8 protein-coding genes are annotated in these 14,924 nt (G+C 43.0%); all 8 read right to left on the reverse strand.

Annotated features, from left to right (window positions below; genetic code table 11):
* Window positions 1-15: 15 nt before the first annotated feature.
* Window positions 16-7,203: an N-6 DNA methylase gene (locus INP51_RS15255; protein WP_193735606.1), complete on the reverse strand. Its 7,188-nt coding sequence runs from the start codon at window positions 7,201-7,203 to the stop codon at window positions 16-18.
* Window positions 7,204-7,218: 15 nt separating this feature from the next.
* Complete coding sequence (locus tag INP51_RS15260; protein ID WP_132380998.1) at window positions 7,219-7,518, reverse strand: hypothetical protein; 300 nt, start codon at window positions 7,516-7,518, stop codon at window positions 7,219-7,221.
* Complete coding sequence (locus INP51_RS15265; RefSeq protein WP_023920501.1) at window positions 7,499-7,759, reverse strand: hypothetical protein; 261 nt, start codon at window positions 7,757-7,759, stop codon at window positions 7,499-7,501. Before INP51_RS15265 ends, INP51_RS15260 begins: the two co-directional genes overlap by 20 nt.
* Window positions 7,760-7,771: 12 nt before the next feature.
* Entirely contained in the window at window positions 7,772-8,068 is a 297-nt protein-coding gene (locus tag INP51_RS15270; protein WP_044682078.1) for a hypothetical protein, read from the reverse strand.
* Window positions 8,069-8,228: 160 nt separating this feature from the next.
* Entirely contained in the window at window positions 8,229-12,479 is a 4,251-nt protein-coding gene (locus tag INP51_RS15275; RefSeq protein WP_193735607.1) for a SpaA isopeptide-forming pilin-related protein, read from the reverse strand.
* 285 nt (window positions 12,480-12,764) lie between these two features.
* Window positions 12,765-13,712 carry a ParB/RepB/Spo0J family partition protein gene (locus tag INP51_RS15280; protein ID WP_132380994.1) on the reverse strand — a complete coding sequence of 316 codons (948 nt, stop codon included), beginning with the start codon at window positions 13,710-13,712 and terminating at the stop codon, window positions 12,765-12,767.
* Window positions 13,669-14,493: a ParA family protein gene (locus tag INP51_RS15285; protein ID WP_054754259.1), complete on the reverse strand. Its 825-nt coding sequence runs from the start codon at window positions 14,491-14,493 to the stop codon at window positions 13,669-13,671. Before INP51_RS15285 ends, INP51_RS15280 begins: the two co-directional genes overlap by 44 nt.
* A 170-nt stretch (window positions 14,494-14,663) precedes the next feature.
* Window positions 14,664-14,792, reverse strand: a complete 129-nt coding sequence (locus tag INP51_RS16340) for a hypothetical protein (RefSeq protein WP_268885801.1) — start codon at window positions 14,790-14,792, stop codon at window positions 14,664-14,666.
* Between the last annotated feature and the right edge of the window lie 132 nt (window positions 14,793-14,924).

Genomic DNA, 14,924 nt, shown 5'->3' on the forward strand with positions numbered 1-14,924 from the left:
CCACCGCCTTCCTGTTTATCTCTCATACGATTTCTCCTTTCTGCCGCCGACTGCTTCGCCCTCATCAGGCTCTCCGCCGACAATCTCATTTTCCTTTTTATCCATATTGAGCAGGATATTCAGCTCATCAAGTCGGGCAGTTTTTGCCCTCAATTCTTCCTCCTTTGCAAACGGCTTTTCGATTTCCTGCTTCGCTGTTTCAAACTGCTTCTCCGTATTTTCAAGGCTGTTTTTCGTATCAGCAAGTGCTTCCTCAAAGCGTTCTATGCCGTTATCTATTCTCACGATATTACCGTGAGCATCATCGCCAAGCGGTACATCTCTGCTCGTTTCGCCTTTCAATTTCACAACATAATTACGCTGCACCGTATCAAAATACAGTTCCATTTGAAAGCCACGGTACTCGCCAAGTGGTATCGCATCAGGACTGTTCATTGACTTGCAGGTATTGATGATTGCCTGACCTGCTTCGGCTTTTTCGGAATAAGAAACACCCGATACCGTCATTCCAAGCGGCTGCTCGTCTATCGGTTTCGGGTGTAATTTTGCTGTTTCAACATCTTTTGTAAGTCCCTCTACACGGGATTTTAAGTAAGCAATCTGTTGTGGGTAGAACTTGATGACCTTATCCTCTAGTCCATATTTCTCCGATAAAAAATTGGATTTTAACATCTTTAGCTTCTGCACCTGAATGTCTAAGTCCATCTTTTCTTTGATATACGGATTGCCTGTTGCAAGCATTTTTATCTCCGCATAGGACAGTGCTGTTTCATCAATATCCTCTGCCGACCTGACCGGAGATTTGCTCGTCATAATCTGACTTGCGAACTTCTGCTTACCTTCCACAAGCTGATAGAGGTATGCATCAAATGTCTGCTCTGTTACATAACGGTAAATATCTACCTGCGGATTTTCATTGCCCTGACGGACAATTCTACCGGAACGCTGCTCCAAATCTGAAGGTCGCCACGGACAATCCACGTCGTGAAGTGCGATAAGTTTGTCTTGCACATTCGTTCCTGCTCCCATCTTCTGAGTAGAGCCGAGAAGCACTCTGACTTCTCCCTTGCGGGTCTTTTGGAACAGTTCTTTTTTCTTCATATCCGTGTCGGCTTCGTGTATGAACTTCACTTCACTTTCAGGAATACCTCTCTCAATCAGCTTCTTTCTGATGTCGTTATAGACGGAAAATGTGCCATCATTCTTCGGCGTGGAAAGGTCACAAAACACAAGCTGTGCTGATTTCTTGTCGGCATTTTCTTTCCATATCCGATAGATGTTATCGACGCAGGCATTGATTTTACTGCCCTCAAAATCAGGCAGCATATCGTTTAGCATACGCTGGTCAAGAGCCAGTTTTCTTCCGTCATTCGTGATTTTCAGCATATTATCTACGCTTGAATCCACACCGCCGCCACGCACCTGCTCGGCTCTCTCTGCAAGGGAAGCAACCATTTCTTTCTGCATTTCTGACGGCTTTACTGCAATGCTATGGTACTTTGCTTCCGGTACTGGCAGGTTCAACATATCCGCTGTCTTAATGTCCGCTATCTCCTTGAACATCGCCATTAGTTCAGGCAGGTTATAGAATTTTGCGAACCTTGTCTTTGCTCTGTATCCTGTTCCTTCCGGTGTAAGTTCCACTGCCGTAATGGTTTCTCCGAAAGTGGAAGCCCAGGCGTCAAAGTGCTGCAACCCATTTTTCACAAGCGTGCTGTACTGCAAATATCGCTGTATCGTATAGAGTTCCACCATGCTGTTTGAGATAGGTGTACCCGTTGCGAATACGGTTCCTCGACCTCCGGTAATCTCGTCAAGGTAACGACACTTCATAAAGAGGTCGGAAGATTTCTGTGCTTCCGTCTGTGCGATACCGCCCACATTACGCATTTTTGTATAAAGATAAAGGTTCTTGTAATAATGGCTTTCATCAACAAAAAGCCTGTCTACACCAAGTTCCTCAAAGGTTACAACATCATCTTTTTTCGTCTGGTCATTGAGTTTATCAAGTTTCTGCTTGATAGATTTCTTTGACTTTTCAAGCTGCTTTATGGAGAAGTTTTCCCCTCGGTTTCGCTTGAGTTCTGCAATTCCTCCAGTTATCTCCTTAAGCTGCTGTTCTAAGATTGCCCTCTGTCTTTCAATGGACATCGGGATTTTCTCAAACTGTGAATGTCCGATAATAACGGCGTCATAATCTCCGGTTGCAATCCTGCCGCAGAACTTTTTACGATTCTTGGTTTCAAAATCTTTCTTTGTTGCGACAAGGATATTCGCCGCCGGATAGAGCTGCAAATACTCAGCCGCCCATTGTTCGGTCAAGTGATTTGGTACAACAAACAGTGACTTGTTACAAAGTCCAAGCCTTTTCGACTCCTGTGCTGCCGCTACCATTTCAAAAGTTTTTCCTGCTCCGACTGCGTGTGCAAGAAGCGTATTTCCTCCGTAAAGGATATGGGCAACCGCATTTTTCTGATGTTCCCTGAGTTCAATTTCAGGGTTCATACCATTGAAGATGATATGACTTCCATCATACTCACGAGGTCTGACGCTATTGAATTTCTCATTGTAGGATTTGCAAAGCCTTTCCCTTCGTTCAGGGTCAGACCATATCCAGTCCTGAAATTCCTGCTTAATCATTTCCTGCTTCGACTGAGCAATCGCTGTTTCCTTTTTATTCAGGACAGCCTTTTTCTTTCCCTCATCATCTTCGATATAATCAAAGATACGCACATCTTTTAAGTTCAGTGTTTCCTCGATAATCTTATAGGCATTGATGCGGGAAGTTCCGTAAGTGTTATATGCCCTTACATTTCCTTTGTCGTAAGATTTGCCCTCAATATTCCACTCACTCGTAAATGGAGAGAAGTGAACTTTGATATTCCATTGTGCATAGCGTGGTGTTTCAAGCAAATGAAAGATAAACTCCTGCACATCGTCCGGCGGCAGCCAAGTTGCACCAAGTCGCACGGAAATTTCACTTGCAGTCAGGTCTTTCGGCTGCACCTTTTGAAGTGCTTCCACATTGACCTTATAATCTTCCGGATAGAGTTCTGCCGAGTTCTTTGCAATCCTCAGCTTTTCCCTGACATTACCCGAAAGGTATTCATCAGCCATCAGATACTTCGGCTCGTAAGAATTTCCATACTCATAAAGCGGGTTTAAGAAGATAACACCCTTTAAGTCCTCAAAGATTTCATTCTCCGATTTACCGGAAAGCTCCATCATATAGTCCATATCAATCGTGGCTTTTTCTCCAAGAGATACCGCCAATGCTTCGCTTGCCGTATCAACAGAAGTAACCGGAGTATGCGGTTTAATTGTCCTCTTAGAAAACATATCAGCCTTACGCTCCAGTTCTCCGTCCTCTCCGATTATCTCCAATGCGGAAAGCAAAGAGAATGAACTGTCCTGCGAGAAAGCAGAAGTATTTGCACGGTTGTTAATGAGTCCGTACTTACCTGAAAAGGTATCATAAAGTCTGTTTAATCGCTCCTGCTCCGCTTTGATTTCGCTGTCAGGGTAATCTTCTGTCTGCAATTCAATCAGCGTTCTGACGGAATTTCTAATAGCAATCATACCCTTAATTCGGTTCTCTGCGGTTGCCGACACTTCCACCGGAGTCATACGGGAATTTTCACGATAATAGATTTTATCGTCCACCACCGTATAGGAAAAGTTTCTCACTGTCGGGTCTGCCGGAATAGAATTATCTTCCTCCTCCAGTTCTTCCTCGGTTTCATATTCCGTGATTTCTCCGTGAATGTTTGCTACTGCTTCATCAAGCTGTGCTGCAAGGTCTGCGTTTTCATATGGCACACAAGTTGCTTCCATACCAAAACGCCCTGATACCATTTTCATTTCTCCGAGTATCATTTCAGGGTGCTGCACAAAATAAGAGTTCATCTTAATTCCGTTCTCATCGGTATCAAGATGAACCCAATCCGGCTCAATATCTATCAGTCTGTCACGCTTTTGTAGGATAAGAATATCTGAAACGACTTCCGTTCCTGCATTACCCTTAAAGGTGTTATTCGGCAATCGGATTGCTCCAAGAAGCTCTGCCCTCTGTGCAATATATTTTCGTACCGCCGAGTTTTCCTTATCCATTGTGCCTTTGCTCGTTACAAGAGCCATTACACCGCCGGGTCTTAACTTATCAAGGGACTTGGCAAAAAAGTAATCGTGTATCAGGAACTTATGCTTGTCATACCTTTTATCCGATACCTTAAAATCTCCAAAAGGTACATTTCCGACAACTCCATCAAAGAAGCTGTCCGGCAGATTGGTTTCTTCAAATCCCTCTGCCGCAATGGTTGTTTTCTGGTAAAGCTGCTGTGCAATCCCTGCGGAAATCGTATCAAGTTCCACACCGTAAATCTTACTGTTCTGCATTGCGTCCGGCAGCATACCGATGAAATTACCGATACCGCAGGACGGCTCTAACAAGTTGCCTTCCTTAAAGCCCATCTGCTCCATTGCCTTATAAATAGCTGTGATAACTTCAGGCGGCGTGTAGAACGCAGTCAATGTGCTTTCTCTTGCCGAAGCATATTCCTCCGGTGTTAATACCGAAGAAAGTTCCAGATATTCCGTTGCCCACGCTGAATTATTTTCATCAAAGGCTTCTGAAAGCCCACCCCAACCGACATACTTTGATAAAACAATCTGTTCTTCAGGCGTGGCAAATCTGTTTTCTTGCTGACATTTTTTGAGAAGCTGTATTGCCATAATATTTCTGCGGAAGCGTTCCTTTTTACCAACCGTTTCAACCTCATTTTCTCTAAGATTAAAGGTGTGACGGTCTGCCATAGGCACATCAGGATGCAAGTCAAAGCCTTTGACTTTTTTCTTCTGCTCCCAAGCGGGAACTACCGGCTCAGGCTCTTTTTCATTTCTTTCTTCGGCAGGTTCTTCCTTTACAATCAAATGCTCATTCATCGGATTCTCTCGCACTTTTCTATCAAACTCTGTGCGTGAAAATTCCTTATTAAACAGTGGCACATCATAGTCATAGAGCATTACTCTCTCATCATCAACAGATAAGATTTCGTACTCAGAAGCACCGATATACACCTTATCGCCAAGATGATATTCATATTTCACATCTTGCAGCTGTTCTGCTTCTTCAGGTTCTTTTTCGGCTGGTTTGACCTCCTGCTCCGGTGGTGCATTAGAGAGTATCTCACGATTTCTTTTCGTTTCCTCGATTTTGGCTCTGCGTTCCTCTTGACTTTCAAGCCACTGAGGATAGTGTTCTTTTTCCTTTGGGTTTAAGTATCTGTCCATTCGGATAAGTTCCCCGATACGCTTCTCCACCTGCGACCACGAAAGCGTGATATGTGGCTTCTCTTTACCGATGCCTTTCGTAATCGTAATACCTTTTCCATCATGGCTCTCATCAATGCCTGCTCCGATTATGACAGGATAAGAACCGCCCCAACCGTATTCATTTTTCAAGAAGTCGGCATTTTCTTTTGCAGAAAGGCTTTTTTCAAACTGTTCATAGATACGCATTTTTCCCTCAGAAAATCCGCTTCCATTCGCAAGAACAGCATCGATAATCTCCTGAGAAAAAGTAAAGGCAGAGGTTTTCTTTTCCTCTGCCCGACCGTCTAATATGAATGTCATCTGACCGTTCATTGACGGTAATGGTTTTATGCTGTCACTTAATTCTCCCAGTAATCGCATAGCTTCAAAATGTCGGGCAATAACAGCCCAATCATAAAAGCTCTGTGCGGTTCTGCTGTCGTATTTGCCCTCCCACAAATGCAGAACGTTTTCAAAGGTCTTGTACCCTACTATCCTGCCGTCCTCTAAAGTAAGTTCAGTATAATCATTATTGAAAATACTCTTTATATACTCTGTGCGGTCTTTGTTATCAGGATTACGTTCATAATAATCTTTGATTTCTTCCAGACTAGCCGACAAATGTGGTGTCGTTCTGAGAATTTCATTGATTACTTCATCACGTCCAAAGAACGGAAGGCTTTTATCCTCGTGTGTTCTGTCGTAATACTCTAAGCGAATATCACTTCCGCTTTCACGATTTCCTGTGCCGAGCTGCGAAGGGAGTTCATCAGACGAACCCATTTCATCATATCCTCCGCTTTCATCTGTTCGGTCACTCCCTCTTTCTGTGCCATCTGGCTCAGGATTGTTTCCTCCATCTTGCTGGCTCTCTGTTCCACTTCCGCCAAGTGCTGTGTCAGTTCGCCCCTCGTCAGGAGATTGTAGTAAAGGACTCTGTGATGTTCCTTCAGAAACTCTCTCCTCATCTGAGCGTATCTGCCCAAAGTCACTTCCGGCTGCTGTGGAAGTTTCAGGTTTGGAAGGCTGTAATCGCCCACCATCGTGTAGGTCAGTTCGTTCATTGTCCAAACTCCTTTCGTCGTTATTTTCAACCTTATTGTATTCATTTCTGTCCTGACCGACAATTATGCGATTTTGACGGTTGAGTGCAGTAATTGTTTTAGATATTTCCATCAATCCCATTTCTGCAATATCACTGGTAGCAAATCCAAGTGCATTGAGTGTTTCCTGCGTATTGAAATTGGTAACATCTCTGAAATCATCAAGTTCAAAATAACCATCCGTATCGATGCCAAGCCTTGACATCATCATATATGCCACACTGTTTGCTACAACATTTTTATAAATGGAAGCCACAATATCCTCTTCCACTTCCTCAAATGAACTGCCCTCGGTTGCATAGTAAAGGTCTTGCAGATAATCAGGGATATTATCCTCTGCCGCATTTCTTGCTGCTTCCATAATTGCTTCGGCAAGACTGCTCTTATTCTCAATCTCTCCGAAAGTGCTTTCCAATGTTTCAATCACATCAGCTTCGTATTCCTGACGCATATCCCAAATCGGGACTGTTCTTGAATATCTGCTTTCGTGAGTATCTGAAATGTCAAAGTAATGTGTCAGTCTTTGCCGTGAACGGTTTTCATCAGCAAAAACAGCAATACCTCTTGCACCTCGGTTGACCCATCTGCCAAAAATTTTGTTCCACTGCTCTATCTCAAGAACCGCTGTTGCATCAGGTCGCTGTGCATATACAAGAAGCTGTTCGTCATAACGTAACTTATAATTTCGGCAAGCCGAAGCTAAGAATGCCTGCCAGTTCTGAGGATTTGACACAACCGTTTTGCAGGTGCGGTTGTAAAGCTCAGAAATAAGGTCATATTTTCGTGCCATTACTCTTGCACCTCCTTATCGCTGTTTTTCTCTGTTTCTGGTCTTGTTTTTTGACGGTTCGGATTGATTGATAGGTTCAACTTTGCTTCCATTAAGCTCCATTTTTTCAGCAAACTCGCATATATGATAGCAGCAATTCCCGACGTACAAATGGTAGTCATCAATATACTTGCACACTCTGTCTGCTGTGTGTCCATCACGAAAAGTAATCCTGATTATTCCACCATCGGGAATATAGAATTTTAAGTTGTAATGACTGTCTATAAATCGAATTTGCTTTTCCTGCGGCTCTGCTCTATTCTCCTGTTGCTTCATTTTCCTTACCTCTCATTTTTGTTGCTTCATCAGAACCGCCGCCCAAATACGAAAAGAGTTTACCGGACTTTGTATTCTTCTGAAGCTCCATAATCACACCCATATCAGGAATCGTGATATTCGGGATTTTCAGGATTGCTTCCATATCAAGCTGCTGCAACTTTTTCTCCGTATCACAACCGGAGTCAAAGAGTTTATTCAGCACCTTGACCTTATTCTGAAAAGTTGCTTTGTCTTTCACGAAAATACCTCCTTAGTTAATGTTGATTACAATAGAAATACTCCCGCTCTGTTCTTCTTTCTGCGGATTACGTGAATACTCAGGAAAAAGGGACTGTACTCTCTGCCTTGCCCTGCGTATGGTTTCAAAACAAGGAAGTCCGTATGCTCGGTAATTAAATACAATATCCTCAAGCGGAAGATTTCCGGCAGGTATATATCCGTACCGATTGTAATAATGCAAAATAAGAAGCATATCATCATACCTCGACATCGGGCATTCCTTTAAGATTTCAAGCACTCGGCTCTCCACCGTTTTCTGTTGTTTCATAATGTTCCTCCAAAAATTAAAGGGACAGAGTTTTTACGCTCTGCCCCGACTGGTTAATGTTCGCTTGTTACTTACTTCTTACGGTTTTTAACCTGAAGAAAGATAAAGCCACCGACAATAACGGCAACTAATGCGATAGCGATAATTGTCTTTGCTTCCATTACTCGTTACTCTCCTTTTTCTTCTTTTTGTGTGCAACAACAGAAGTTACAGCGATACCGACAGCAGAAAGTCCGGCAAGGACATACCAAAGTTTCATATTGGTATCATCTCCTGTTTTCGGCGTATCTCTTAACTCATTGTGCATTTTTACAACGGCTGTTTCATCAAGTTTGATAGTAACATTCTGGTCGGCAGGTGTGATATATGCGGCAGATGCATTGTTTGCCACTTCTGATATGGTATATTCGCCAATACGAAGTCCCTCAATCACGATTTCGCCATTCTTATCTGTTTCAAATGTCATATCATACCCGTTTGCTCCGGTTACTCTGAACGCAAAACCTTTGACCTTACCGTCTGAAGATGTCTTGACGATTTTCAGTGTTCCACGCATAGCTTCATTGATAAATCCAACTCCAGCCTTATTCTCAACGGAATAAGTTGTTTCGTCTTTCTCAATGAAAACAGAGTATTCTCCCTTATCAAGCAGGAAGCCCTCCGGTGCTTTTGTTTCACGGACAATATATTTTCCGTAAAGCAGCTCTTTCATCTCATAAATTCCGGTTTCAGTTTCTTCAAGATTTCCGATAAGTTCATCTCCATCATCAATCTTTCCGTTCTCATTGGTGTCCTTATATACCTCAAAGGTTGCACCCGTAAGCTTGTTATCCGGATATTCAGCGTCCACCTTCGTGAGTCTGATATTGCCGTGAACATACTCATTGACAATCTCAATTTCAACTACCTGCTCGGCTTTGCTGATATTGACCTCATACGCTTTTTCATCAAGAACAAATCCCTTTGGCTGCTCGATTTCTCTTACAATCCATTTGCCATAAGGAACTTTTGCAAAAGAAAAACTACCGTCTTTTTCAGAGGTAGTCGTCATAAGTGCAGTATCCTTTGTAAATTCTGTTTCTTCGGCTTTGAAGATACCGATAACAGCACCCTCAAGTGCTTCTCCATTCTCGTCAATCTTCTTACCTGATACAGAACCATAGATAAGTTCATTCTTGATTTCTTTTCCGTCATTCACTTTGATTTCAACCGTTGCGGTATCCTGACCTGCGTATTCAAATACAACCGGATACTTCGTATCAGAGAGAATATAATGCTCATCGGTTGCAGTCTCTTTGACATAGTATTTGCCAAACGGAAGGTCTGACTTCATAACAACTGTTCCATTTTCATTTACGCTGACAATCTCAATCAGTCCATCAGCCGGAATAACTGTACCGCTTGCAGATACAATATCTTCTGCGGCATAAAGACCAAAGCTGATGTTTTTGATTTCTCCGTTATCGCCAATATCAAATGTCTTATCCTTTTCAATGGCTTTTGCAAGGCTTACCTGCACTTTCTGTCTTTCGTTATAGAACGATGTGGAAGTTTCGGTAACAGAGATATTCTGACCTGCATAAGTAAGCTCAACCGTATGTGTTTCGCCACTCACTACCATTCCATAAGGTGCGGTAATTTCCTTGACCTCGTATTTTCCGAGATAAAGTTCTTTGCTCTTAACAAATCCATCGGAGCTTGTTGTGATAGTATCTACCACTTCGCCCTTTGAATAGCGGAGTGTACCGTCCGGTGTGCTAATATCTTCCGCAGCACGGACTTCATAAACTGCACCCTCAAGTCCTGACACTTCATAAACAGGCTGATAGATAACATCACTGTCCTCAGAACCACTTACATTGACACCACTAAATACTTCTCCGGTCTTTTCAACCGTGATAGTACCTTTCTGTGCCATATTCGGTTTATTGACTTTCACAACAGTTACGCCGCCTTCCTCTGTGGAATTTTCTTCGGTAATATCAAAATATACCGGAGTATCATCAAGTACATATCCGTATGGAGCTTGTACCTCTACGATAGAATATCCCTTGCCGTAATCCAGTTTCTCAGGTGTGACAAGAGAACCATTTGCGTCGGTATAGAACACATCAATCGTGGTCGGTGTCGGATAAGTAAAGGTCATTTTGACCTGATTGCCCTGCGGGTCGTAAATCTTAAATCCTGCTCCTGCATACGGAATACTCTTTCCGCTTTCTGCGTCCACCTTGACTACATTGACAAAGCTCTCGAAGTTACGGTTATTGATGAGATAACGATAAGTCTGTGCGTTCTGTGAAATAAACACATCAAAATCATCCATCATCTCTCTGCCTTCCCAACCGGAAGTCTGGTGTACGGTATAAATACCATACGGCATATCTTTTGTCTGACCGAAGCCATTTTCATCGCAAACAATGGTATCTCTCTCATCTTTATTTGCTGCGTCATAGCTTCCGGCAGATTTCAGATAAATCTCAAAGGAAGCACCCTTTTCAGGTGTTTCAATCTTTGTTTCTCCGTCATCGGTATGTTTGATGATAGCCACATTGCCTTTGATTACCTGCTCGGTTACATCATTGGAAGTAAGGTTGTGTTCCACCTCATAAAGTTTCGGGTCTGCACCTACTTCATGGATAGTCTTATCAAGCAAATATCCCTCTGACGGTGTAATTTCTCGGATTGTCCAGTCGGTATCACAAACATATTCTTTGGTAGTGAACTGACCATTTTCATCAGTAACATATTCATCTACAAGCGTTTCGCCCTTATAGATACCGTAAACTGCTCCTGAAAGTTTGGCATTACCCTGTGCTTCGCCTTTTTCAGCGTCACTCTTTGTTACTGTTACAGTAAACTTCTTCAAAATGTTATTGAAGTTTCTTGTGGTTACTTCTTTCCACTTCACTGGTGCAGTCTGATTTTTTGGCACAACATAACGGATAGCTGTGTCTACTTCTTCAAGGGTATATGGTTCAGAACCACTGATAAGCACATCTTTGAAAGTTGCCACACCGTCTTTGTCCGTAACTGCATACTGGTCAACAGCATCACCGGAAAGAGAAGTACCGAAAAGATGGAACTTCACACCTTCAACAAGGTTATCTTCTGAGGACTTCACCACCTGAAGGTCGCCACGCTTCAATTTGTTATTGAAATTGACCTTTGCAACCTGCCCTGCCACAACAGTAACTCTATGTGTTTCCTGCGGCTCATACTTATCGTATGTCTGCTCGGTTACGGTATAGATACCCGGCATAAGGTTATCAATCTGGAACTTACCGCCATTGGCTGTTGTAACTGTCTGATTGATACCGTTTCCAGTAATCGTGAAGTTAATACCGTCAACTTTTCCGTCCTCACTGGTCTTTACAATCTGACAAGAACCATAGCTGACTTTCATCTTCACATAACCGTTGATACTGTCGCTTACTTCCTGAGCATAGCTGACAACATCCTGCACACTGGAGTTCTGACCGTGTTTACCCTCTGACCATACAACCACACCTCTGCGGACTGCATTTTTCTTCGTTGCGGTAATGGTAAATTCCTTACTCGGTGCAGTATCCATAGAAACAGTAAGTTTGTTACCATTCACTGAAAAGCTCACTCCACTGATACTTGCTTTGAAATTATATTTGGACAGCACATTATTGGAGTCTGTCAGAGTAGTTGTGTACTTACTTCCGTTCCACTCAAGTTCTATTGTCTTTGCTGAACCGGATGATTTATTACAAAAGCTCGGTATGGTCGCATGGTTCTGTACACTCTGCACCATACTGTTGTAATAACTGAAAATCTTATTGCGAAGCGGATGCTTTGCATTGATGACATCTTTCACATTGCTGCAACCACTGGCTGCTACATGATTGAAGTTTGCATCACGCTCTCCGATAACAGTTTCCCAAATAAGAAGCTGTGTGGCATAAGCCTGTGCAATGCTGTTTGCTGCCGCTTCATTCTGTGACCTCCAAGAAGTCGAGATTGTCCCACGATAGCCATACTGTAAAATACGACCAACGAAAAGACGGATTTCATCTCCGGAAATAACCCCATTGGCTGCAAGGTTATTAAAATAATTTTCGTCATACTTATTCATTGTCTGACCGACCTTGAGCGAAATTCCCGGCTCAATACAATAAGCAACATTACCTGAGTATGAGCCAATAGCCTTAAGATTGGTAAAATTGGAACGTCCGGTATGCCAACCATTTTTCAAGGTCAAATTGCTGTGTCCCCATACCCCATCGTAATTAGCATCGCCATCACGAGGGAAATCGACCATATAAACATCGGCTTTTTCTCCCGAAGCAGCATATGCTGTTGTCGAGCCAATGCCTGCAAAAGTGGTCACACACATAAGGGTCGCCAAGAAAAGCGACGTGACTCTTTTGAATTTTGACTTTATCATTGCGTTTCCTCCTGTAAAAATTGAAAAACACACCGTATTTCTACGATGTGCCTTTGTGGATTTTCTCTTACGACAAGATTTACCTGCCGAAAAACAAATGCGGATTTTTCGTTAATTTTTCATTTTAGCATACACCTCCAGTCTGTTCATACTGTGCGATTCCCCCTTAGAGATAGACATATACTTTGAGATAGTTATATTCAAGTGAGATAGTATATATCATTTTCGGTAGGTAAAAGTATAACTAAGGGGTTAGAGTGTGAGAAAGGGGAACTGTAAAACAGGCTATCTGCTGTCACGCTCTGCACGGTTACGCAAAAACTTGTTGTAATGCTCCAATGCCTTGCAGACAAAATCCTCCGTCTGACTGACGGGAATGTTTTTCGGGATAAGCTGTCTTACTCTGTCGCCCCTCAACACGATTTTTTCCTTTTGGTTCGGCTTTTCCTCAGACATAACAGCGTGGATTGCTTCTGTTGTAAGGTTGCCCTCGTTGAATAACTTTCGCATACGGATTGTCTGGTCGTGTGACGGGGTAGCGTCATTCAGGTCGATTTCGTCAACCACATCACGCTGACAATCTTCGTCAAGATAGGAAAGTTCTACGGCAGGACGCATTTTAATACGCCCCTCATCAACAAATTCAAGCAGCTCGGGAACAAGGTTTGTCAGGCGGACATAACGCTGTATTTGTGTGTTACTGTCCTGACTCTCAGAAGCTAAAATCTCTCTTGATTTACCCACAATAGAATTGTGTCCCACTGGGACTCCATTTTCTTTGCTCGGTCTGCCTGCTTGCCTTTTCATTGCTTCCAAACGCATTTTATAGGCAAAGGCTTTTTCACTCGGCAATATCTCTGACCTCTGGAAATTACTTTCAACCATTAAAATGGTCGCTTCATCTCTGTTCAGGTCTACAATCTCACTTCTCAGGGTTTCAAATCCTGCCAGTTCACGCGCTCGCTTTCGTCTGTGTCCTGAAACAAGTTCGTATCTGCCGTCCTCTTTCTGCCTTACCGTTGCCGGAGTAATAACCCCTCTTTCCTTGACACTCTCCACAAGCTGCATCATATCTTCATCGTCCCTGACCTTAAACGGGTGGTCGGGAAAATCATCAATCAGCTCCAATGGAATATCTCGGATTTTTGAAAGCTGTTCTTCATCTCTCTGTGCCTGCGTGGTAAATAAATCATCGAGCTTCGTGAGAGTGAAGTCGCTCTTTCTTCCTGCCATCGGCTAACACCTCCTTTGTAAATTCAGCGTATGCCTTAGACACTGTGCTGTTTGGCTCATAAGCATAAATGCTTTTGCCTTTGGAAGAAGTTTCAGCAGCTTTCACGGCAATCGGGATTTGTGTTCGATACATTCTTATCTGATTACCGAAATTCGCCCTGAGTGCTTCTACCGTACTCTTTGCAAGGTTTGTTCGGCTATCCACCAAAGTAAGCAGCATACCGTCTATCTTAATATCCGGATTGATATACTTCTTTACTTTTGAAATGGTCTGCACAAGCTGTGTCATACCCTTTGCAGGCAAATACTGAGCCTGAACCGGAATGATAACACTGTCTGCCGCCGATAAAGCATTGAGAGTAACCATACCAAGTGAAGGCATACAGTCTATAATTACATAATCATATCTGTTCTTCACTTGACTCAGATAATTTTTAAGGGTAGTTTCTCTGCTCATTGCGTTCACAAGGTTAAATTCCATTGCTGAAAGCTCAAGGTTTGCCGGAACAAGGTCAACACCTTCTTCGTGGTGCAGGATACCAACCATAGGGTCTGTCATCGTTTCATTGATTACATCTGTGAGTTTCGTTGCAAGCGTGATACCCAAGCCGTCTGTATCCTGCCAACCAAGACAAGTCGTTAAATCTCCCTGCGGGTCTGCGTCTATGAGCAATACTTTCTTGCCCTGCATTGCAAGCCCGACTCCAAGATTAACTGTTGTGGTGGTCTTTCCGACTCCGCCTTTCTGGTTACATACGGAAATCGTTTTGCAGTTTGACACTTCTTTTTGCCCTCCTTTCTGAAAATTCATAGCCACCGCATTATGGCTATGTACCTGACCGACTCATTTCCTAATCGGTCATAGCAATATTTGTTCTCAACACCCCTTGCCAAGCAAAATGCTTATGGGAAGTCACTAAGGAACAGACTGCTTATCTGTATCATAGGATTCTAACCTCTGCCGGGTACTCCGCCAGCTCCGTAGAGAAGTATCATTATCATTCTGACTGTCATCGCCATATTAGGAGCAACCTGATACTCATAACCGGAGTTCTCGCTATTCTGAAATACAGAAATCACGGCGTACCTGCTAAAGTGGCTATCATCAGAAATAAAGTCTTAGTGAATGACTTATTCAATTTTCAAGCGAAAAGGCTTCCGTTTTTGCTATCCGGAATGAACCCCTTCACTCATTTGGACAAAGGGGTATGA

The sequence above is a fragment of the Blautia liquoris genome (assembly GCF_015159595.1).
GTDB lineage: Bacteria > Bacillota > Clostridia > Lachnospirales > Lachnospiraceae > Novisyntrophococcus > Novisyntrophococcus liquoris.

Coding starts and splice junctions, on each gene's coding strand:
- INP51_RS15260 (WP_132380998.1), bottom strand. CDS start 7,518: ATGAAGCAACAGGAGAATAGAGCAGAGCCGCAGGAAAAGCAAATTCGA.
- INP51_RS15275 (WP_193735607.1), bottom strand. CDS start 12,479: ATGATAAAGTCAAAATTCAAAAGAGTCACGTCGCTTTTCTTGGCGACC.
- INP51_RS15280 (WP_132380994.1), bottom strand. CDS start 13,712: ATGGCAGGAAGAAAGAGCGACTTCACTCTCACGAAGCTCGATGATTTA.
- INP51_RS15270 (WP_044682078.1), bottom strand. CDS start 8,068: ATGAAACAACAGAAAACGGTGGAGAGCCGAGTGCTTGAAATCTTAAAG.
- INP51_RS15255 (WP_193735606.1), bottom strand. CDS start 7,203: ATGGCACGAAAATATGACCTTATTTCTGAGCTTTACAACCGCACCTGC.